This is a genomic window from Erythrobacter sp. KY5 (assembly GCF_003264115.1).
Classification (GTDB): Bacteria; Pseudomonadota; Alphaproteobacteria; order Sphingomonadales; family Sphingomonadaceae; genus Erythrobacter.
Map to the genome: position 1 here is coordinate 1,398,134 of NZ_CP021912.1, position 21,168 is coordinate 1,419,301.

General features: G+C 61.4%; 24 protein-coding genes. 10 read left to right on the forward strand and 14 right to left on the reverse strand.

The annotated features are described in order from the left end of the window. Positions 1–60: 60 nt before the first annotated feature. The gene (locus CD351_RS06570) at positions 61–465 is read right to left on the reverse strand and encodes a four-helix bundle copper-binding protein (protein ID WP_111991857.1); all 405 of its coding nucleotides are present in this window, start codon (positions 463–465) and stop codon (positions 61–63) included. Positions 466–1,015: 550 nt separating this feature from the next. Here CD351_RS06570 and CD351_RS06575 point away from each other — a divergent pair. After that, positions 1,016–2,437 carry a DNA recombination protein RmuC gene (locus CD351_RS06575; RefSeq protein ID WP_111991858.1) on the forward strand — a complete coding sequence of 474 codons (1,422 nt, stop codon included), beginning with the start codon at positions 1,016–1,018 and terminating at the stop codon, positions 2,435–2,437. Here the strand turns inward: CD351_RS06575 and CD351_RS06580 are convergent, their stop codons facing one another. The 7 genes from CD351_RS06580 to CD351_RS06610 all read right to left on the reverse strand — a co-directional run bounded on the left by CD351_RS06580 (position 2,438) and on the right by CD351_RS06610 (position 7,860). Next, complete coding sequence (locus tag CD351_RS06580) at positions 2,438–3,238, reverse strand: RNA methyltransferase (RefSeq protein ID WP_111991859.1); 801 nt, start codon at positions 3,236–3,238, stop codon at positions 2,438–2,440. Between the two features lie 36 nt (positions 3,239–3,274). Beyond that, positions 3,275–3,553: an HPr family phosphocarrier protein gene (locus CD351_RS06585; protein WP_111991860.1), complete on the reverse strand. Its 279-nt coding sequence runs from the start codon at positions 3,551–3,553 to the stop codon at positions 3,275–3,277. A 7-nt stretch (positions 3,554–3,560) separates the two neighbouring features. After that, the gene (locus CD351_RS06590; protein ID WP_111991861.1) at positions 3,561–3,992 is read right to left on the reverse strand and encodes a PTS sugar transporter subunit IIA; all 432 of its coding nucleotides are present in this window, start codon (positions 3,990–3,992) and stop codon (positions 3,561–3,563) included. Positions 3,993–4,093: 101 nt separating this feature from the next. Continuing rightward, positions 4,094–5,023 carry an RNase adapter RapZ gene (gene rapZ, locus CD351_RS06595; RefSeq protein WP_111991862.1) on the reverse strand — a complete coding sequence of 310 codons (930 nt, stop codon included), beginning with the start codon at positions 5,021–5,023 and terminating at the stop codon, positions 4,094–4,096. Positions 5,024–5,072: 49 nt separating this feature from the next. Then, positions 5,073–5,501, reverse strand: a complete 429-nt coding sequence (locus CD351_RS06600; RefSeq protein WP_111991863.1) for an HPr kinase/phosphorylase — start codon at positions 5,499–5,501, stop codon at positions 5,073–5,075. Further along, the gene (locus CD351_RS06605; protein WP_111991864.1) at positions 5,501–7,087 is read right to left on the reverse strand and encodes a stimulus-sensing domain-containing protein; all 1,587 of its coding nucleotides are present in this window, start codon (positions 7,085–7,087) and stop codon (positions 5,501–5,503) included. The genes CD351_RS06600 and CD351_RS06605 overlap by 1 nt, the downstream gene beginning before the upstream one ends. Positions 7,088–7,092: 5 nt before the next feature. After that, positions 7,093–7,860 (reverse strand): response regulator transcription factor, encoded by a 768-nt coding sequence (locus CD351_RS06610; RefSeq protein ID WP_111993632.1) that lies wholly within the window; start codon positions 7,858–7,860, stop codon positions 7,093–7,095. Between the two features lie 316 nt (positions 7,861–8,176). Between CD351_RS06610 and CD351_RS06615 the strand changes: the two genes are divergently transcribed. The 3 genes from CD351_RS06615 (at position 8,177) to CD351_RS06625 (ending at position 10,858) form a co-directional block, all read left to right on the forward strand. Beyond that, positions 8,177–9,793: a phosphoenolpyruvate carboxykinase gene (locus CD351_RS06615; protein WP_111991865.1), complete on the forward strand. Its 1,617-nt coding sequence runs from the start codon at positions 8,177–8,179 to the stop codon at positions 9,791–9,793. Between the two features lie 123 nt (positions 9,794–9,916). Beyond that, positions 9,917–10,279: a hypothetical protein gene (locus tag CD351_RS06620; protein WP_111993633.1), complete on the forward strand. Its 363-nt coding sequence runs from the start codon at positions 9,917–9,919 to the stop codon at positions 10,277–10,279. 30 nt (positions 10,280–10,309) lie between these two features. Then, on the forward strand, positions 10,310–10,858 hold the full coding sequence (locus CD351_RS06625) for a DUF937 domain-containing protein (protein WP_111991866.1): 549 nt from the start codon (positions 10,310–10,312) through the stop codon (positions 10,856–10,858). Here CD351_RS06625 and CD351_RS06630 read toward each other — a convergent pair. The 3 genes from CD351_RS06630 to CD351_RS06640 are packed head-to-tail and all read right to left on the reverse strand — an operon-like array spanning position 10,855 to position 14,816. Then, a complete protein-coding gene (locus tag CD351_RS06630) occupies positions 10,855–12,495 on the reverse strand; it encodes an FAD-dependent oxidoreductase (RefSeq protein WP_111991867.1) in 1,641 nt (546 codons plus the stop codon). The genes CD351_RS06625 and CD351_RS06630 overlap by 4 nt on opposite strands. Before the next feature lie 44 nt (positions 12,496–12,539). Then, positions 12,540–14,405 (reverse strand): DUF885 domain-containing protein, encoded by a 1,866-nt coding sequence (locus CD351_RS06635; protein ID WP_234027265.1) that lies wholly within the window; start codon positions 14,403–14,405, stop codon positions 12,540–12,542. A gap of 36 nt (positions 14,406–14,441) precedes the next feature. Next, a complete protein-coding gene (locus CD351_RS06640) occupies positions 14,442–14,816 on the reverse strand; it encodes a DUF3597 domain-containing protein (protein ID WP_111991868.1) in 375 nt (124 codons plus the stop codon). Positions 14,817–14,915: 99 nt separating this feature from the next. Between CD351_RS06640 and CD351_RS06645 the strand changes: the two genes are divergently transcribed. Further along, on the forward strand, positions 14,916–15,143 hold the full coding sequence (locus tag CD351_RS06645; protein ID WP_369880803.1) for a hypothetical protein: 228 nt from the start codon (positions 14,916–14,918) through the stop codon (positions 15,141–15,143). Between the two features lie 25 nt (positions 15,144–15,168). Here the strand turns inward: CD351_RS06645 and CD351_RS06650 are convergent, their stop codons facing one another. Beyond that, positions 15,169–15,858, reverse strand: coding sequence for an energy transducer TonB (locus tag CD351_RS06650; protein WP_111991870.1), 690 nt, complete (start codon positions 15,856–15,858; stop codon positions 15,169–15,171). A 396-nt stretch (positions 15,859–16,254) separates the two neighbouring features. Next, positions 16,255–16,911: an alpha/beta hydrolase gene (locus CD351_RS06655; protein WP_111991871.1), complete on the reverse strand. Its 657-nt coding sequence runs from the start codon at positions 16,909–16,911 to the stop codon at positions 16,255–16,257. Positions 16,912–17,085: 174 nt separating this feature from the next. Between CD351_RS06655 and CD351_RS06660 the strand changes: the two genes are divergently transcribed. The 5 genes from CD351_RS06660 to CD351_RS06680 are packed head-to-tail and all read left to right on the forward strand — an operon-like array spanning position 17,086 to position 20,454. Beyond that, positions 17,086–18,009, forward strand: coding sequence for an aminotransferase class V-fold PLP-dependent enzyme (locus tag CD351_RS06660; RefSeq protein WP_234027266.1), 924 nt, complete (start codon positions 17,086–17,088; stop codon positions 18,007–18,009). Continuing rightward, entirely contained in the window at positions 18,006–18,263 is a 258-nt protein-coding gene (locus CD351_RS06665; protein WP_162627640.1) for a hypothetical protein, read from the forward strand. The genes CD351_RS06660 and CD351_RS06665 overlap by 4 nt, the downstream gene beginning before the upstream one ends. Further along, positions 18,260–19,339 carry a cysteine desulfurase family protein gene (locus CD351_RS06670; RefSeq protein ID WP_111991873.1) on the forward strand — a complete coding sequence of 360 codons (1,080 nt, stop codon included), beginning with the start codon at positions 18,260–18,262 and terminating at the stop codon, positions 19,337–19,339. The genes CD351_RS06665 and CD351_RS06670 overlap by 4 nt, the downstream gene beginning before the upstream one ends. Continuing rightward, positions 19,330–19,665 (forward strand): 2Fe-2S iron-sulfur cluster-binding protein, encoded by a 336-nt coding sequence (locus tag CD351_RS06675; RefSeq protein WP_111991874.1) that lies wholly within the window; start codon positions 19,330–19,332, stop codon positions 19,663–19,665. The genes CD351_RS06670 and CD351_RS06675 overlap by 10 nt, the downstream gene beginning before the upstream one ends. A 6-nt stretch (positions 19,666–19,671) precedes the next feature. Beyond that, positions 19,672–20,454, forward strand: a complete 783-nt coding sequence (locus CD351_RS06680; protein ID WP_111991875.1) for an ion transporter — start codon at positions 19,672–19,674, stop codon at positions 20,452–20,454. A gap of 156 nt (positions 20,455–20,610) precedes the next feature. Here the strand turns inward: CD351_RS06680 and CD351_RS06685 are convergent, their stop codons facing one another. Then, positions 20,611–21,165: a type 1 glutamine amidotransferase domain-containing protein gene (locus CD351_RS06685; RefSeq protein ID WP_111991876.1), complete on the reverse strand. Its 555-nt coding sequence runs from the start codon at positions 21,163–21,165 to the stop codon at positions 20,611–20,613. Between the last annotated feature and the right edge of the window lie 3 nt (positions 21,166–21,168).

The following is a 21,168-nucleotide window of genomic DNA, read 5'->3' on the forward strand; positions in this document are numbered from 1 at the left end:
GTTGCGCGCCCGCAAGGGCGGGCGCGCCCCTCGCGGTCCGGTTTGGCCGAACCGGTCGCCTCAGTCGTGATCCTTCATTTCTTCCAGCGCCGCTTTGACGTCGCGGATGACTTCATTGCACATCCGGGCGCAGCGTTTGCAGTGCGCATCATCATGCATCGAGCAGTGTTGGAGGCACTGCTCGCAAGCGACGATTGTCGCCATGGCCATCGCCTTGATCGTCGTCACGTTGCCGCCGGTGCGGCGTGAGCCGATGCGATAGAACGCGGTGCAAGCGTCCGAGGCGTCCATGCAGCGGCGGATACATTCGAGCCGCTCGGCCACATTGGCTTCTGCAAGACACGCATCCGCGCATGAATTCATGATCGCCGCGCCGTACATGGCATGCTTTATCGCATTACCCAGCGCATCGTTGTAGTCGTCCCCGACCTGCGGGTGCTCCCGGATCATTTCCTTGATCGACATAGTGTTTTCTCCTTGTGCCAAGACCAACGGGCGAGGCTGAGGGATGGTTCCATGCTGGAGTGGGTTGGTGATAAGGACCTTAGGCCATGTGAAATCTTCGGAACTTGTGGTAAGAAGCGCTGTCCGGTCAGCATGGGCGGCACGGACTAGGGCGAATGCCTGAGTTTTGCAGGACCCTCGAACTTAGTTGTATCTTTTCAGACCAACCGCATCCCTCGCATAAGCGGAAAACCGAGCGAGCATAGCGGCAAAGCTGATAACGGCGACAAAGCGACGGCCCCCACAAGATGAGCCCGAAGCACAGGGAGGCTAGCCATGTTTTCATGGTCCGTTGAGCTGTGCTTGGAACAATCGAAGTGGTATTGGCAATGCCGTGACGTAGCAGGCAACTTTGTTTGCCGCTCGACTCGCTTTTTCAATACGAAGGATGCTGCAATGCGGGATTTCGAGCGCCAGTTCGAAGACCATTACGCATGTATGCGTTGCCGCTTCGCTTAGAAGAGCGCAGCCGGGGTAGCCTTCGGGCTACCCCAATGCGCAAGGAGTCGAAATGGAGCAGTCAGTTTTTCTCTCACTCGCGAGCCTTCTTGGGCTCACGGTTGGCATGGGTGTCGGCTGGTTTTTCGGATCGCGGCCCGTTGCAGACATTAAGGTACGTCTTGATGAGGCCGAAGCCGAGACCAAGGCTCTGAACGAGAAGTTTCGCAACAGCGTGACCGAGCTTGCGACCATGTCCGAACGCGCCGCGCGCGCGGATGGGCTGGCGCAAGAACTCAACAAGACGCGCGCCGAGAACGCCGATTTCCGCGCCGAGCGCGCAGGCTTCGCCGAGCAGAAGCGACTGCTCGAGGAATCTCGCGAGAAGCTGCTCAAGGAATTCGAAAACACCGGCGCCAAGGTTCTCGAAGCTGCGCGTGAGCGGTTTTCGAGTGAGGCGAGCAAGCGGTTGGGCGAGGCGGAAGCGCAGAACAAGGAAGCGGTTGCGAACCTGCTTAAGCCGGTGAGCGAGCGGCTGCAGAAGTATGAAGATCAGGTCGGCAAACTTGAGAGCCAGCGCGCCGATGCCTTTTCGCGGCTGCACCAGCAGATCGAAGGGCTGCGCCTGTCGCAGGACGAGGTTCGCAAGGAAGCGCAGCGGCTCGGCAATTCGCTAACCAACGCTCCGAAAGCACGCGGGCGCTGGGGGGAGCGGGCCTTGCAGAACGTCCTGGAGCAGTGCGGTCTTGCCGAACACACCGATTTCCATCTCGAGCAATCGCTGGATACCGATGAAGGGCGCCAGAGGCCTGACGCTATCGTCAATGTGCCCGGTCAGAAAAAGCTGGTGATCGACGCCAAGGTTTCGCTCAATGCCTATCAGGCGGCGTTCGAGGCCGATGAAGAGGAAGAGCGCAAGCGGCATCTCGACCTGCACGCGAAATCCATGCGCGGCCACGTTCAGACGCTCGGCAGCAAAGGCTATCAAAGCCAGTTTGACGACGCGCCCGATTACGTGGTGATGTTCGTGCCCGGCGAACATTTCGTGGCGGCCGCGCTCGAACATGATCCTGAGCTTTGGGACTTTGCGTTTCACAACAAGGTGCTGCTTGCGACACCGACCAACCTCGTTGCGATTGCGCGCACGGTTGCGCAGGTCTGGCGGCAGGATAAGATGGCCGAAGAGGCGGCTGAAATCGGGCGCGCGGGGGCTGAACTCTATGATCGCCTTGCCGTTGCAGCCGAGCACATGAAACGCGTCGGCGGGGGGCTTGAGACAGCCGTAAACAATTACAACAAGTTCGTCGGCAGCTTTGAGCGCAACGTCCTTTCGTCAGGACGCCGCCTTGCGGAAAAGGGGATCGAGATCGGCAAGCGCGAGATCGACGAGGTGCCGCTGGTCGAATCCAGCCCGCGTTACAACAACGATGATGTTGCCAAGATCGAGGACGCAAGCGAAGCCGCGCCCGAAGAAAAACGCGACGCCGCCGAATAATCAGCTCTCGATGTTCGCCAGAACCTCGTAAGCCAGCACCGCGCCCGCAACCGCCGCATTCAGCGAGTCCGCACGCCCGTTCATCGGCATGGTGACGCGCAGGTCGCACTCGGCCTCATACGCTTCGGGAAGACCTTGCGATTCGTTGCCGACAAGAATGAAGCAGGGCGCTTGGTATGCCGCCGCGCGATAGGGCACCGCATCGCGCAGCGAAGCCGCGACAAGCTGACCCGGTCCGCTGCGCAGCCACGCGACGAATTCATCCCATCGCGCCTGTGCGAGCCCTTGCGTGAACACCGCGCCCATGCTGGCCCGCACCGCTTCGGCGCTAAAAGGATCGGCGCAGTCATCGATCAGGATCAACCCGCCGGCTCCTACAGCGTCGCCCGTGCGCAGCATCGTGCCCAGATTGCCCGGATCGCGCAGATCTTGTGCCACCAGCCAGATCGGGGCAGCCGCCCGGTCAAGTTGCGCAAGCGACGTCTCGAATTCGTCGAACACGCCAACCACGCTTTGGCTGTTCGACTTGCCGGTGATCTTTGACAGAATGTCCGGTGTCGTGGTGATGACTTCGCCGCCCGCAGTCTCGACCTCTCCTTCGAGCCGGTCGATCAGAGCGTGAGGAGCACGGTTTTCCGCCATCACAAGCTGTCGCGGCAGATGACCTGACACGCGCGCATCCTCAAGCAACCGCAGCCCCTCGACAAGGAACTGACCCGCACGCCGACGATGTTTCTTGTCGCGCAGCGAGCGCAGGTACTTGACCGTCGGATTGGAAAAACCGGTGATGTGCTTGCGCATAAGGCGCGCCTTCGTCCCGTTTACGTGCCTGTCAGCTTAGTCTTCGCCGAAACCGTCTTCGACCAGTGCGACGAGTTGTGCCAGCACAGCCTCAGATCCATCGCCGCCTACGATCACTTCCACCTGATCGCCCTTCGCCGCGCCCAGCATCATCAGGCCGAGGATCGAGCCGCCGGCAGCTTCGTTTCCGCCCTTGGCAACGCGCACCTGACCCGGTTCGGGAAGGGCTGAGACCGCGCCGACGAACTTCGCGCTGGCACGCGCATGCAAGCCGCGCTTGTTGACGATGGTGACGGTCTGGCGAACTTCGCTCATCGCAGGGCTATTTCCCTCCGCCTGCTGCGCGTTTGGGCGTATCGTTGCCCAGCAATTCGCTGGCGACCGTGATGTAGTTTCGCCCGGCTGTCTGTGCCGCTTCGACCGCTTCGACCACGCCCATCGATTTGCGCGCACCAGCAAGACGGATGAGCATCGGCAGGTTGATCCCTGCAATGACTTCGACGCGTCCCGTGTCAAGCAACGAGATCGCGAGGTTCGAAGGGGTCCCGCCGAACAGATCCGTGAGGATCACAACACCCTCGCCCGCGTCGACTTTCTCGATCGCATCGGCGATTTCAGCGCGCCGTTGTTCCATGTCATCGTTCGGGCCGATGCACACGGTTTCGACGGCCTCCTGAGGACCAACGACATGTTCCATCGCTTCGACAAATTGATCGGCCAGGCGGCCGTGGGTAACCAGGATCAAACCGATCATACGTATTTCAGTCCGTTAGTATCCTTGCGGCTTATCGCGATATCGCAACATAGATCCGCTAACCCAATTACCACCATGCGATGCAATCTTTCGAGGTCGCTTCAGCGCGGCTCGCCTTCGATGGCATCTGCCGCCCGCGACTTCAGATTGCGGTGCCGGACAGTGGGCGAAAACCCCGCCTTGCGCAAGCCTTCAGCCATCGCTTCTGCGGTGAAGACTGAGCGGTGTCTCCCCCCGGTACAACCGAAAGCGACATGGACATAGGCCTTGCCTTGCGCCGAATAGCGGGGGAGCAAGGTCAACAGCAGCGCTTTGATCTGTTCGAATGCCTGCGCGAATGCGGGATCGGCCTGGATATGGTCGCCAACGGGCGCATCGAGCCCGGTTAACTCACGCAAGCCATCGATCCAGTGCGGATTATCGAGAAAGCGCATGTCGAAGACGAGGTCGGCCAAAGGTGGCATACCGCGCGCAAATCCAAAGCTTGAGATCGTCAGGCTCGGCTCGGTCGACTGTTCGTCATTGAACAATTCGCGCACGTGACCTTGCAGGTCATTGGAGGATAATTCGGTCGTGTCCACAACCACTTCGGCCCAGCGGCGCAGCGGTTCAAGCAGCTCGCGCTCGGCTGCGATGGCCTCTTTCACGGTCCGGTCCTGCGCCATGGGATGGCGGCGGCGGGTCTCGTTATAGCGCCGCTCGATCTCGGCATCGGCGCAGTCGAGAAAGACGAAGGTCAACGCGATGTCGGACCTGTCGGCCAGCGCTTTTACGAGGTCGATAATCTCGGAAGGGACAAAACCGCGTGTGCGCGAATCGAAGCCAATCGCCAGCGGCGTGCGGCCGGTGTCCCTCCCGCTTTCGGTGTCGCCGGTAAGACGTTCGAGCATGCGGACCGGGAAATTGTCGATCGTCTCCCAGCCAAGGTCCTCAAGGACGTCGAGCGCGGTCGATTTCCCCGCACCGGAAAGGCCCGTGACAAGCAAGAGCCGCTGTTGCGATTGTGCAGGATTGGCGGGGCCGGTCGTCATAGGCCTCTAGATGCGTCTTCGCGCTTCAGAATGGAAGGGCGGGTGGCGCTCATTTCGCCAATCCATGCATTCTCAATGCCCATTGTGCACGCTCGGCAGGGGCGATGCTGCCGGGGTTGAAGGGTAGGCAAGGAATATCACAGCCCATGATCGTTCTTGCAGGCACGCTTTCGGGCAGTCGCTCGCTCTCCACACCAAGCGTCAGGATCAGCGACACTGGAGCGGGCTGGGCGACCGGCAATTGGACAAGACCGACACCGCGCACTTCGATGAGGCCTGCGATATTGGGCGGAACGCTGGCGATCAACTGTTCGCCAGTTCGCGTGATCGTCACACCATCGTCTCCAATGAGCAGCGCGCCTCGGCCAATCAGGGCCAGCGCGAGCGACGACTTGCCGCTCCCCGGCTCGCCTTCGATCAGGAGCGCCCGCCCGTCAATTGCGACGGCGCTGGCCTGCATGATCAGGCTGTCGGCCATCAGGCGGCTGCCGGCAGGCGCAGCCTCAGACAGGCGCCCGGTTTCCCGTCGGGCCGCGCCACTGCGCTGAGCGATCCGTCATGCGCCTCGGCGATGGTGCGTGCGATGGCGAGGCCCAGTCCGGAGTGGTTGCCGAAATCCTCTTCATCGGGGCGAACTGAATGGAACCGCTGGAACACCTTTTCGCGCGATTCCTCAGGGATGCCCGGTCCGGAATCGCTTACGGTCAGCGTGACGCAGTTGCCGTCATTGTCGATCGCCACTTCGATCGGCGCTTCGGGAGGCGAGAAGGAGACGGCGTTATCAAGCAGGTTCTCGACCACACGTTCAAGCCGCGCACCCACCCCATCGACATTGGCCGCAAAACCGCGCGTGTCGAGCTCGATCCGGTGGTTTTCGTTCTCTGCGCGAAACTCGCGGCTGCCGATGATGGCGCGCACCAACTGCGCAAAATCGATCCGTTCGCGTGTGGCGCGCGACATTTCAGCATCGATCCGGCTCGCATCGGAAATCTCGGTGACCAGCCTGTCGATCCGGCGCACGTCATGCGTGATGATCTGTTCAAGCTCGCGGCGCGTGTCGGCATCGGTGACCTTGGGTAGCGATTCCACCGCGCTGCGCAGACTGGCGAGGGGGTTCTTGATCTCGTGCGCGACATCTGCGGCGAAGCTGTCGACCGCATCGATCCGTTGGCGCAGGGCGAGCGTCATGTCAGAGACAGAGCGTGCAAGCTGACCAATCTCGTCGCTGCGTTCTGGCAGGCGAGGGACCTCAACATCGCGTTCTCGGCCCTGACGCACCTTTTGCGCGGCGCTGGCCAGCAATTGGAGCGGAGAGACGATTGTGCGCGCCAGGTAAAGCGACAGGAGCGCCGATGCGCCGAGAACGACAAGCACGGCAAACATCAGCGCCGAGCGTGCAGAGCGCACGCTTTCTGTTATGTCCACCGGGTTGCGCACCGTGAGCAGGGTCGCGCCTTGAAGGCCGACCGGCGCGGCGGCCGTGATTACCGGCGTGCCGTCAACCCAGTCGTAGAGGCGGATCTGGCTGAGGCCGTCCTCTCGAGCCTGCACCAGCTCGGGCCATGCATCGGCTGTCTGTGCTTCGGGTTCGACATAGTCGGTGACCGCTTCGGCGCTGACGATCGTGTCGACCGTGCGGTCGAGCCAGCGCGCGAATTGCTGTTCCCAGTTGTCATCGGTGATGTCGTTCAACTCGAAAGCGGGTTCTGCCAGCGCAAAGCTGTCAGCGGTCAAGGCACCGTCGGCATCGAACAGCCGCATGCGCATTCCCTGTTCGCGGCCAATCTGTACCAGCAGCGCCTCCTGCCGCTCGCGCGTCGCCCCGGCGAGCGCCTCAGCAGTGATCTGCGCTTCGATACGGGCAAGCTTGAAACGCTCGTTGATGAGCTGTGTGCGGTAGGTGTCGAGATAGAAAAGCCCGCCCGAAAGCAGCGCGAGCGGAAGGATGTTCACCGCCAGAATACGCGCGGTAAGCGACAGGCGACCGGCAAGGTCTGGTCGTTCGGGCGCGCGACCGATCGCTGGCTGGGCATCACCCAGCGCTTCTCCTGCAAGTCTACCCATGTCGGCTAGCCATCGTTGAAACTGTAGCCGGCGCCGTAAAGCGTATCGATTGCGGAAAAGCTGGAATCGACGACCCGAAACTTGCGGCGCATGCGCTTGATGTGGCTGTCGACGGTGCGATCATCGACGAACACATCGTCGGGATAGGCGGCGTCCATCAATTGATTGCGGCTCTTGATCACGCCGGGGCGCGAGGCGAGCGCTTCGAGGATCAGGAACTCGGTCACGGTGAGGCTCACCGGCTTGCCGTCCCAAGTCACGTGATGGCGGGCCGGGTCCATGAAGAGCCGCCCGCGGTCGATGCTTGGGTGGACCGGATCGGGAGCGCTCGCCTCATGTCCGAGCGCACGGTCGGGTTCCGCCCGGCGCAAAATCGCCCTGATGCGGGCGGTCAGCAGACGCAAGCTGAAAGGTTTCGCGATGTAATCGTCCGCGCCCAGTTCAAGCCCTGCTTCTTCGTCGGCCTCGTCGTCCTTGCTGGTCAGGAAGATCACTGGGATAGCCTGATGCGCGCGGACCCTGCGCAAAAGCTCCATCCCGTCCATCTTCGGCATCTTGATATCGAACACGGCAAGGTCGGGCGGATTGTCTATCAATGCGCGCAAAGCGGTCTCGCCGTCTGAATAAAGGCGCGTGACAAAGCCTTCTGCCTGGAGGGCGATCGATACCGTGGTCAGGATATTGCGATCATCGTCGACCAGAGCGATCTCGATCGCTTCGCGCCGGGTCTCTGTGTTCGCAGACGCACCTGAGGCGACCTCTGTGCTTTGCATGTCGCTGATTTCGCCTGCCATGATCGATTGCGCGCCTCCTTATGCGCAAGGTCAGCGGTAGCGCTTTACGACGGGCGAAACAATCGGCTTGCGTCCATGAAGTCACGGGTGCGCGACGGCTCAAAATATTGTGCAATGCAGCGAAGTTAGGCCGGTTTGACGGAGGCCGAAAGCACGGATATGCCGCCCCTGGGATCGCGGACATTCCTCCGTTCGAATCGCTTTATCAGGCTTCATTGCACAGCGCTTCGCAACGGTTGGCGGGCCCACACGAAAATTCGGACACGAAACACTTGTCGTACCAGGAGAAGATACGTTGATCCCCCTCGCCCAGCCGCTTAGCTCCCAGGGCATTGAGACCGGAGCTGAAATCCATTCCAACCTTGGCACATCCGCGCTGGTCGAAGCGTCGATCGCTGCTGGCGAAGGCAAGCTTTCCAAGCACGGCGCGCTCGTCGTTCAGACCGGCGCAAAAACCGGCCGCAGCGCGAACGACAAGTTCATCGTTCGCGACGAAACGACCGAGGACACCGTGTGGTGGGGCAAGGTCAACAAGAGCATGACGCCGGAGCATTTCGCCAACCTCAAGGCCGACTTCATGAAAGCGGTCGGGGGCAAGGAAACGCTCTACGTCGCCGACCTGTTCGGTGGTTCGCAGCCAGAGCACCGCGTCAATGTGCGCGTGATCAACGAGCTTGCCTGGCACAACCTGTTCATCCGCACGCTGCTGGTGCGTCCGACTGCTGAGGAACTCGGGGATTTCGCGCCCGAATATACCATCATCGACCTGCCGACATTCAAGGCAGATCCCGAGCGCCACGGCACCAATTCCGAGACAGTGATCGCGGTGAACCTCACCGAAAAGCTGATCCTGATCGGTGGAACGCGTTACGCCGGTGAGATGAAGAAGAGCGTCTTCGGCATTCTCAACTATCTGCTCCCGACCAAGGGCGTGATGCCGATGCACTGCTCGGCCAATATCAGCGCCGATGGCAAGACTGCTGTGTTCTTCGGCCTGTCGGGCACGGGCAAGACGACGCTTTCCGCCGACGCTTCGCGCACGCTGATCGGCGATGATGAGCATGGTTGGTCCGACACGGCAGTCTTCAATTTCGAAGGCGGCTGCTACGCCAAGATGATCCGGCTGAGCGAAGAGGCGGAGCCGGAAATCTACGCGACCACGCGCCGTTTCGGCACTGTGCTCGAAAACGTCGTGATGGATGACGAAACGCGCGAGCTCGATTTCGACGACAACACGCTCGCCGAGAACACGCGCGGCGCTTACCCGATCGATTACATTCCGAACACGAGCAAGGACAACCTTGGCCCGGTGCCGAGCAACGTCGTGATGCTCACCGCCGATGCGTTTGGCGTGCTGCCTCCGATTGCGCGTCTGACGCCCGATCAGGCGATGTATCACTTCCTGTCCGGCTACACCGCCAAGGTCGCAGGCACGGAAATCGGCGTGACCGAGCCAGAGGCGACCTTCTCGACCTGCTTTGGCGCGCCATTCATGCCGCGTCACCCAAGTGTTTACGGCAACCTGCTGAAAGAGCGCATCGCCAAGGGCGGCGTGCAGTGCTGGCTGCTCAACACCGGCTGGACCGGCGGCAAGTACGGCGTCGGCAATCGCATGCCGATCAAGGCGACCCGCGCGTTGCTCAACGCGGCGCTCGACGGCGACCTTGATAATGTCGAATGCCGCAAAGATCCGAATTTTGGTTTCGACGTGCCCGTGCACGTACCTGTTCTGGCCGAAGCGGGGATCGACCAGTCGATCCTCGACCCGCGCAGCACTTGGGCGGACAAGGACGATTACGACGCCACCGCGCAAAAGCTTGTGCAGTTGTTCATCGACAACTTCGCCGAGTTCGAAGCGCATGTCGACGAAGGCGTCCGTCAGGCAGCACCTGCATCGCCGATCGCTGCGTGACCCACTGAATTCACAGTTGGAGAGGAGGCCCCGCCCGGTCCACAAGCCGGAGCGGGGCTTTTTCTTTGAATTGCCGTGCCTTTGCTCCACACTCGCCAGCGATTCGAAATGGGGGAGATTACAATGAGCGCGCTCGACAGCATTCTGAAACAGGTATCCGGTTCGCCCGACACCGTCGCCAGCCTCGCGGCGCAGGTCGGCCTTGATCCGGCACTGGTGGAAAAAGGGCTGGCCGCCCTTGGGCAAGCCCATGACGAGCCGGGCGACACCGTTGAGCACGCAGCGCAGAAAAGCCCGCTCGACACAGGCGCGCTTCAGGCCATCGTTGCGCAACTTGGCGGCGAATCTGCCCTTGGTGAAATGGCCAGCAAGGTTGAGGGCAGCGACCAGATTTCAGGTTTCGCCGCATTTCTCGACCGTGACGGCGATGGCAGCGCGATCGACGATATCGCGGGTATCGCATCAGGCCTTTTCGGTCGGAAGTAACGGGCTGTCTGCCCAAACAGGAGAATATATATGAGCCTTGCTGCAATGCTTCAGCAGACCGGAGCCATCTCCTCGATGGCGCGAGAATTGGGTGTCGATGAGGGCACCGCCAAGACTGCGGCGGGCGCTCTGCTCCCGGCAATCGTTGCCGGCTTGGGCCGGAGCGCGACCGGCGGTACGACCACGCCTGATCCGATGGGCGGGCTGGGCGGTCTTGCAGGCGCGATCCTCGGCGGCGGCGGCGGGTCTGCGGCTGGCGGGCTTGGCGGGATGCTGGGCGGCGGACTTCTCGACGCAGTCCTGGGGTCAAGTCCGACCCCGACCGCACCGGGCAACGACATTCTCGGCAACATATTCGGCAGCAAGGATGTCAGCCGTTCGGTAGCAGGCGAAGTCGCCGCAATGACCGGCCTCGATGAAGGCCTGCTCAAGAAGATGCTTCCGATCCTGGCGATGGCGGTGGCCGGCTACATGGCGAAACAGGCAACCGGGCAGGCACCCAGCGGCGCTGGCGGCGGATCGAGCAATCCGCTGGGCGGCATTCTCGGCTCAATCGTCGGCGGAATGATGAAGCGCTAGCCGTCGGTGGCTTCGTCTTCGTCGGCGCGCAATTTGTCGAGATAGGTCCATATCCGGCTGACGACGACGGAGCCTTCGCCGACCGCGCTGGCAACGCGCTTGACCGAGCCCGAGCGCACATCGCCAACTGCGAAGATGCCGTCTGTGCCGGTTTCGAACGGGGTCTCGCGCCCGACCTCTGCGCCTGTTCGCACAAAGCCATTGTCCTCTGTTTCGACGAGCCCTGAGAGCCACTCGGTGTTGGGGGCCGCCCCGATCATGATGAACAGTGCGCGCGTATCGAGCCGGCGCTCTCCATCATTACCGAAAAGAGTGACACCGTTCAGCCAGTCTTCGCCGTGAAGGGCGGTCACTTCGGTGTTGTAATGGATGTTGATCCGGTCATCGGCCTCCAGCCTGCTCGAAAGATAGCTCGACATGGACGAGGCGAGACTGTCCGAACGCACGACAAGGTGAACGCATCTGGCGCTGCGCGACAGGTACATCGCGGCCTGCCCTGCCGAATTGCCGCCGCCGATCACAACCGCTTCGGTGTTGGAGCAGAACCGCGCTTCCATTTCGGTCGCGGAATAGAAGATGCCGGCACCTTCGAGACGTTCGAGGTTGTCGAGCGGCAGGCGCCGGTATTGAACCCCGGTGCTCACCAGAACGGCCTTGGCACAGATTTCGTCGTCATCGTCGAGCTTGGCGCAAAACGAACCATCCTCGCGCTTGGTCAGTCCGATCACGCGGCGCGGCATGACAAAGCGCGTTCCGAATTTCAGCGCCTGTATCTGTCCGCGATAGGTCAGATCAGTGCCGCTGATGCCGGTCGGAAAGCCCATGTAGTTTTCGATCCGGCTCGACGTTCCGGCCTGACCACCCACTGCCATATCCTCGATCACCAGCGCATCGAGCCCTTCGGATCCTGCATAGACTGCCGCCGCGACACCTGCAGGGCCGCCGCCGACGATCAACAGGTCGAACTCGCGCTGTGAGCAGATGTCGAGGTCGAGATTGAGAAATTGCGCGACCTTGCGCGGGGTGGGATCGTTGAGCTTCTGATCGGTCCCGAGGATCACGCCGGGTTCGTGGTTCAGAATGTCGCACGCTTCCAGCGTCTCGCTATCGCCCGAATCCATATCGTAGCTCGAAAAGGGAATGCGGTTGCGCGACAAGAACCGTTCGACTTCCTGCACCGCGCCATCGCGGTCGGCTCCGATCACTTTCACCGAACCGTTGGACATTTCAAACTGAGCGCGGCGCCTCGCGGCGAAGACCGTTATGATGTGGTCCGACAGCTCCGGAATGCGCTCCATCAGCCTGAGCATGTCGGGGCGCGGCGCTTCAATCACGCGTGTGTCCTTGGCCGCCCGCATCTTGAGATAATTGGTGCCGCGATTGAGAAAGCCGATCTCGCCCATGAACTGTGTCGGACCCAGCGACGCCTCGAGCAAACGCTCACCCGTATAGGGATCGACCACTTCGATCTCGCCTTCGAGGACGTAGACGAAGGTGTCCATCGGATCGCCGATATCGGCCACGGTGTCGCCTTTGGAATAGCTGCGTTCGTGGCCGATCTTGCAAATCTCTTCGACATGGGAATCCGCCAGTGGCACGCGGCGCATCGTCTCAAGGTCTTGTCCGAGTTGCTCCACCTGATCTCACTCCAAATGCGGCCCGCAAAGGCGGCGGGGGCACCCTAGGCGCGGGCGTCCCTGATATAGCGACCGACTGTCTTGCCGACCACGTCGAGCGGCGCATTGCCGCCCAAGATGACAGCAGTGTTGAATGCGCGGAAATCGTAAGCACTGCCAAGCTCGGCCTGAGCGCGGCTGCGCTGGCGCAGGATCTCGGAGTGCCCGATCTTGTATGAGCACGCCTGACCCGGCCAGCTGCAATAACGATCGACCTCGCTTGCGACTTCCTCTTCCTTGGAGCCGTTGCGCTCGACGAAGAACTGGCGCGCCTGCTGGCGTGTCCAACGCTTGTTGTGGAGGCCGGTATCAACGACGAGGCGACAGGCGCGGAAGGCGAGGCTTTGAAGGTATCCGAGCCGTCCGACCTTGAAGTCGTCATAAGCGCCCAGCTCATCGGCCATCTGCTCGCCATAAAGCGCCCAGCCTTCGCTGAACGCGCCGAATGCCAGGATCGAGCGGATGAGCGGCAGGCGGTTTGAATATTCGCCCTCCCACACATGGCCGGGGATCGCTTCGTGGAAGGTGAGGTCTGGAAGGTCGTATTTGCGGTGCAGGTCGGTCGTGCGAAGGTTGATCCAGAACCGGCCCGGTATCTTCCCATCCTTGCTGCCAGCCCCGCCATAAGCGCCCGGCGCACCCGCTTCTTCAGCAACCGGAATGCGGCGCACTTCCATGTTGGGGTCAACCAGCTCGGTGAAGGCGCGCGGCATTTGCGCCTTGATCCATTGGATCTGTTCATCGATGAATTCGAAGATTTCCTCGCGCCCCTTGTCCCCTTCGGAAAACTGGTAGCGCGGGTCTTCGGATAGGCCTTGCATCCGTTCGCCCACGGTGCCCTGCGTGTAGCCAAGCTCGCGCAGGATCGGGTCCATACGGCCATGCAATTCGGCCAGCTCCTCGAGACCCTGCTCATGGATTTCGTCAGGGGTGAGCGACGTGGTGGTCGAGGCGCTGGTCGACCAGCTGTACCATTCCTCGCCCTCAGGCTGCGCCCACATTCCGGCACTTGAGCCTGCAAGGCCGCGCTGGATTTTCAGTTCTGCAAGCTGGCGCTGGAGCGCGGGGACGATTTTCCCGCTCGTAATCGCCTCGGCCTGCTGAGCGGCTGCATTCGCAGCAGCGAGATCGGAAGCACGCAGCGGCTCAGCATAGGCGCCGCCCGCATCGGCAGCTGCCGCGATGTTCGCTTCCATCTGGGCGATGGTCTTGTCGAGCAGGAAGTCGGGCGGGACAAGGCCCATGCCGCGCGCTTCCTGAATACGGTCAAGCTCGCCATCGAGGACCGCGCTGACTTCATTCAGTCGGCCAAGGTAATATTCAACGTCCTGCGCATCGCGCAGCGGCTGGGTCGCGCCGAAGAAACGCGGGAAGTCGATATAGCCGCCGACATTCTGGATCACGAGATAGGGCGCATTGCGCCAGCTGCCGACCGCGACATCGCCATAAGGCAGGTTCATGCCGTCGATAGCCTTGGAAAAGGCGCTTTCGACGACCTCGAAACCTACCTGCTGATCGGCGGTCAGACCTTGCTTTGGGTAGTTGCGCGCGTCGGCGAGCAATTCGGTAAGGGTGGTCTTGTAAGCCTCGCGCCCTTCGCCGCCACTCGCGCCAAGCGTACCGCGCCAGTCTGCGAACTCGCCGGTATCGACGCCAAGTCCGGTCGCACGGCCCGGTTCATGCCGCAGCATCGCATAGGCAATGCGGTCGAGCATTTCGTCGGGGCCATACGTGGCCGGTGCGCCGGTGACGGGTTCGTACGCCGCCCCCGCACATCCTGGGAGCAGCGCAATCGCAGAAACGCCGCCAAGCCCGGTGCCAATTCGACCCAGAGCTTGGCGGCGTGTGAAGTTTGTTGGAATGTCGTTCATGCGCTCATGGCTTACCGGGCGCATGACGCGTGTCAATCAGCTCTTCAGATCGCCGGGCACGACACCGCCAGCAAGCGCGATCTTGTTCATCACGGCGCGGTGGAGAGCGATGTTCTGCTCTGCCGTGCCCGAATAGTCGACCATCCCGAGTTCGGTGGCGAGTTCCTTGCGGTTCTCATAGCTCGGATCGATCTTCACCAGCTTCATCAGGTCGACGATCGAGGTCTGCCAGTTCAGCTTGTCAGCGCCCGGAATGTTGCCAATGCGGTTTTCCACCTCGTCAAGCGTGATTGCGGCGCGCTCTTTGGGTCCGCTTGTCGCGGTTGGTTTGGTGTCCGGCCTGTCGACCGGCTTCTTATCCTCTTCATCGTCGCCAAAAATCGCGTTCTTGATTGAGCTGAAAATTCCCATGTGTCTCTCCATTTTACCGTCCATCGGGCACGCTAAACGCTAGTCACCACTTGTGCCAGTGCTATGACAGTTTCGCGCTTTAAAGGAGCTTCTCGTAAAGTGACCGTAGACCTTGTTCTGTCGATCGTGATGCTTGCCGCGATCCTGCTTTTGCTGGGTGCCTATGCCATGTGGAAGCGCACCGGCGAGGCGAAACAGCCCGCGCTCATGGTCGTTCTTGCGATTGTGGCGATTGCGAATGTGCTGATCTGGACAATTCCCAATTCGGACGGGTCATCGCCGATGGGGAGTGCGCCGGATGCGAGCGGGGCGGCTGAAGGGCAATAGGTTCAGCCGCCCGCTTTTGCCCGCCTTACTGCGGAATTTCCCACGCAACCTGATTGGAATAGCGCCCTGCAACCGGCGCTCCGTTGCTGTCGCGCGCCGGATTAAACCGAGCGCGGCTCTCAATCAGGCGGCAGGTCGCCTCGTCTAGCGCCGTGTGCCCGGTCGAGCGGGTGATGGAGCAATCCGTGACCTTGCCACTTGCATCAATGCTGAGCGTGAAGCCGGCAACGCCCGAGTAACCGCGATTGATCCACGGCGTGAGATAATCACGGTCGGTGATCCAGCGGCCCGGGCTCCCGCGCGGCGCGGCCGCCACCGGGTCATAGCGCGGTGAAGGAGTGGGGAGCACGAAATCGCCGCCGACCCCGCCTGTATCAATCTCGCCAAGACCGGGCAGGCCCGTGATCGGTCCGCTTGTGTCCAGGCCAACGTCAATCGGTCCTGATGGCGGGAGAGGACGCGGGGCCGGGGTTTCCGGGGCGCGGAAGTCTGTAGGATCAGCCTTGGGCGGCTCAGTGGGATCGACCACTGGCTCGACCGGCTCCTCGATCGGTTCGATCGGGACGGTGACGCCCTTGATGCCCGGTATCTCGACAGGAGGGACGACCGTGACCGCCAGGCCAAGCACCAGAACGGCACCGACTGCGGCGGGTATTCCAAGCGCGCCTAAAGCGGCTGCGGGATTGGGACGATTTGCGGTGTTTGCATAACTCATGCGGACATCTCCTCTTCTTGTCGCGACGAGCGCTGCGGGGCCTGCCTGTCAGGGCCTGTTGACCTCGCAGAAGAGGAATGTTGCAACATTACATCGGGCTGGCAAGAACTATCGAGTTGCCAAATGCGACCCGTTCGCAATCGCAACCTATTGAGAAATGGAGATTATTTGCGCGTCGGCGCAACAATCGGTCGCGATGACTTTCCGGTTGTCATCCTCGCCAGAGAGACCGTTCCATGTGCAAGTGCGTGACAGGTCGTTCGACGATGCCAAAGGCGTCGCAAGCGCGACCGCGCGACCGCAGGCGCCCAATTGAGCGAAGCGATTGAGGAACAGCGCCGAGGAGTTCGCCCGGATGGGCGAACGCCATCTGGAAACGATCAAGTGGTCGTCAAATCACTTGATCGGACAATCCGGCGAGAGGCGGAAGTCGAGATAGTTGTCGACGCTCGCCATCATCTCTTCCATTTCGTTTTCGAAGAAATGGTTCGCGCGCGGGATCTCGTCGTGGTGGATCGTGATGTGCTTTTGCGTGCGCAGCTTGTCGACGAGCTTCTGAACGGCGTTCGGCTGGACCACGGTATCGGCAGCTCCCTGCACGAAAATGCCGCTTGCCGGGCACGGTGCGAGGAATGAGAAATCATACATGTTCGCAGGCGGCGCGACCGAGATGAAGCCGCGCACTTCAGGGCGGCGCATCAGCAATTGCATTCCGATCAGCGCGCCGAACGAATAACCTGCAACCCATGTGGTTTGCGCCTCGGGGTGGATAGACTGCACCCAGTCAAGCGCGCTAGCCGCGTCGGAAAGCTCACCGACCCCATTGTCGAAGCTGCCCTGAGAGCGCCCGACACCGCGAAAGTTGAAACGCAGGACCGCAAACCCCCGGTCGGCGAAGGTCTTGTAGAGCCGCTGAACGATCCGGTCGTTCATCGTGCCGCCGCCTTCAGGGTGCGGGTGCAGGATCATCGCAACCGGTGCGCGCGGGCGGGGCGGAGGAGAGAAACGACCTTCGAGGCGGCCCTCGGGACCGGGAAAGATGACTGATGGCATCTGTAGAACCTTGTGAAATGGGTTGCGCTGACAACCGGCTGGCAGCAGCGAGGCTGCGCTCTATATACGAGTCGCAATCCATTGTGCAATTTATCGAGAATCGTTCTCATTAAGACACGTATTTACCTCGACCACGCTGCCACTTCGCCCCTGCGCCCCGAAGCGCGTGCGGCGATGGAGGAGGGCTTTGCGCTGTGGGCGAACCCGTCCTCGCCCCATGCCGAGGGGCGCAAGGCGAAGCAGGCACTCGAAGACGCGCGCGATCGGATCAAGCGGGCGCTTGGGTGGGATGGCGAGGTGATATTCACCAGCGGTGCGAGTGAGGCGCTTGCCCTCGCGCTTGGCCGGTCGAAGGCAAAGCGCCGGGTGGTGAGCGCGATCGAGCATGACGCTGTATTCCGCGCTGCGCCAGATGCGCCGATCTTCGACGAGAACGACCCGCCCGATGGCGATACGATCCTTTGCTTGCAGCACGTGAATTCGGAAACGGGCACCATCAACCCGGTTTCGCAAATGGCCGAGACGGTGAGGCGCACGGGCGCGCTGATCCTCTCCGATTGTTCGCAAAGCGCGGGCAAGCTGGACCTTCCCGATGCGGACATGCTTGTGGTTTCCGCGCACAAATTCGGCGGACCGATCGGGATCGGCGCGCTGCTGGTCCGCGATTTCAATCTGCTTGAGCCTATGGGCGGGCACGAGCGGGGATACAGGCAGGGGACCGAAAATCTTCCCGGCGCAATGGGCATGGCGGCAGCGCTCGAAGCGGGTGAGTGGGCAACCACTGCTGATGAGCGCGCCAATTTTGCCAAGGCCCTGGGCGCAGACCGTCTGACCATCGGCGAAGCGGTCGATTACATCGTCGCACTCACGCACCCAACCATGTCGGCCCAAGCGCTATTGATCCGGCTCGACGCGATGGGCATTGGGGTGTCTGCGGGCAGTGCTTGCTCCTCGGGCACGCTCAAGAAAAGCCGCGTGCTCGATGCGTTCGGCGTACAGGACGATGTCGCCTCGCGCACGATCCGGGTGAGCATCGGCTGGTCGACTACGCCGCAAGAACTGGAACAATTTGCAGAAGCTTGGAGGTCGCTCTCGTGACGCTCAGCCAGTGGAAAGTCTATTTCAAACTCGGCCAGTTCGCATGGCTGATCCCCATGATCGAGGTTTGGGTCAATGACACCGCGTGGAGCGGCCTCGCCGTTCTGGCCGCGCTGTTCTGGCCGCTGATCTCGCTGCGCTGCATGAATTGCGGGCTTTCGGGTTTCAATCACAAGATTTCGGCCCATTTCCGGGGAGTGGAAACGCTTCAGAACTGTCCGAATTGCTCTAAACCCATGGTGCCCAGCGCATGATCTATCTCGACTACCAGTCCACGACCCCGCTCGCACCCGAAGCGCGCGATGCGATGATGCGGTGGCTCGACGGGCCTGACGGGATGGCTTTTGCCAACCCGCATTCGCCGCACAAGTTGGGGAGACTGGCCAAGGCGGCGATTGAACTCGCGCGTGAGCGTGTTGCGGCGCTGCTGCCACCGGGTGGACGCATAATCTTCACCGGCAATGCCTGCGAGGCGATCAACCTGGCGATGCGCGGATCGGGTAGCGGCGGGTCCATTTCGATATCGTCCATCGAACACGCCGCCGTATCCGAGACGGCCACCGCGCTGGGCGGTGCGCATGTCCTCAACGTGTCGAGTGAGGGCCAATGCAACACCAGGCAGGACCTGCCTGACGATTGCCGCCTTGTCGCGGTCATGGCAGTCAACAATGAAATCGGGACGATCCAGCCCACGATCGACTGGCATCGCAAGGCGAAGGAGAACAATGCGTTGTTCCTGATCGATGCGGTGCAGGCTTATGGAAAGATCGAGATAACCCATGCCGACATGATCGCGATCAGCGCGCACAAGTTTCACGGACCCAAAGGCATCGGCGCGCTTTGGGTCCGCGACGGGCTGGAGCTTCAACCGCAGATCACCGGCGGCCTTCAGGAAGGCGAGCGCTCAGGAACGCTCAGCCCGGCTCTCATCGCAGGGTTCGGCGCGGCAGCCGCGCTTGCGAAAGAGCGCATGGCTGGGGATGAGCAACACGTCGAAGAGCTATGGAACCGCGCCCGCGACCTGTTCGACGGGTGGGAATTGAACGGCAGCGACACGGCTCGTTACAAGGGCAACTTCAACATTCGAAAGGACGGCCTCGACGTTGCGCGCCTGATGAGCGAGTGCCGCGATGTGATGTTCTCTGCGGGAAGCGCCTGTGCCAGCGGATCTGGCCGACCGAGCCACGTGCTCAAGGCCATCGGGCTCAGCGACAAGCAGGCGAAGTCCTCGATCCGCCTGGGCTGGGGGCGCTATACATCGCCGGATGACATTGAGACTGCTGCCAAGGCGATCAATGCAGCGGCCAAGGAGCAGGAAAAGTGGGGCTGAAAGTCACATTTATCGACCCGCGCGGCAACGCCATCGAATGCGAGACGGAAGCGGGAGAAAACCTCCTGAAGGTCGGGCAGGCAGCCGGACTTCCGCTCGAAGGGACGTGCGAAGGGCAGATGGCCTGTTCGACCTGCCATGTGATCGTCGCGGCTGAATGGTGCGACAAGCTTGCCGAAGCTTCGGAAGAAGAGGAAGATATGCTCGATTTCGCCGCCGGCGCGCGGCGCACCTCGCGCCTGTCGTGCCAGATCGACCTCACGCCAGAGCTTGACGGGCTCACGGTCAGCGTGCCCGGCGAAAGCCACGACGCGAGGCGGATGTAGCTGCGCATGACCTTGCAGGAACGCGCCAAAGCGCTGGTCGAGACGCGCGGCTTTGAGCGCTTCATCATCACCATCATCGTCATCAACGCGATCGGTCTGGGGCTGGAAACATCCTCCGAAGTCATGGCGGCAGCGGGCGGGATCGTGTCGCTGCTCGACAGGATTGCGCTCGCGATTTTCGTAGTCGAACTTTCGATCAAGCTGTTCGCTTACCGCCTTGCCTTCTTCAAGAATGGCTGGAACGTCTTCGACTTCGTGATCGTGGGCGCTGCTTTGCTGCCGGCGGGCGACCAGTTCTCGGTCCTGCGCGCGCTTCGTATTCTTCGGGCATTGCGGCTCATCTCGGTCGTACCCAGCATGCGCAAGGTTATCCTTGGCCTTTTCCGCGCCATCCCGAGCATCGGGACCGTGATCGTGATGCTGCTCCTGCTTTTCTACATCAGCGCAGTCATGACGACGAAGCTGTTCGGTGCGGCCTTCCCGGAGTGGTTCGGCAACCTTGGGGCTTCGCTCTATTCGCTGTTCCAGATCATGACGCTTGAAAGCTGGTCGATGGGGATCGTGCGCCCGGTGATGGAGCAGTTCCCTTACGCTTGGGCGTTTTTCGTGCCTTTCATTCTGCTCACCAGCTTTATCGTTCTCAACCTGTTCATCGGTGTGATCGTGAATGCCATGGCGGAGGCGACCGAAGACGAGGCGCATGGTGAGCGCGAGGAAATCATCCATCAGCTCAAGATGCTGCGCGACGATGTCGCCGCGCTACGCAAAGAGCGAGACGCGCCGGACTGACCGCAGTTACACACGCAAAAACCCCGCCGCGCTTGGAGGGGCACGGCGGGGAAGGGAGCCGATGGCCGACCCCATGAAGGGGTGCGCCAAGGGCCGACCATAACTCCACATCTTTGAACAAAGGCGCGGTGTCAGGCCTTGAGGTGTTCGTCTGGATCAGGCGTTTTCGAGAACGCGGTCAGCTTCGCTCGAAATCGTCGTTGCATCCATCAGCGCTTCGGTGAAGGCGGGGACGTCGTTCGGATTGCGGCTCGTGATGATGTTGCCATCGACCGCTACGCGGGCGTCGATTACTTCACCGCCTGCATTTTCAAGGTCGGTGCGGATCGAGGGCCAGCCGGTCACGGTCTTGCCGTCGACGAGATCGGCTTCGATCAGAAGCCACGGTGCGTGACAGATCGCTGCGATCGGCTTGCCGGCATTGTCGAATTCCTTGATCAGGTTGATCACCGATTCCTCCATGCGAAGGATGTCGGGATTCATCTGGCCGCCCGGCAGAAGCAGCGCGTGATAGTCGCCAACGCTCACTTCATCGATGGTCAGGTCGACAGGCACGCTTTCGCCCCAGTCGCCATCTTCCCAGCCCTTGATCTCGCCATCTTCGAGGCTTGCGACGATGGTTTCGGCGCCTGCTTCTTCAAGCATCTGTTTGGGCTGCATAAGCTCCGATTGTTCAAAGCCATTGGTTGCGACGATAAGTACGCGTTTCATGTC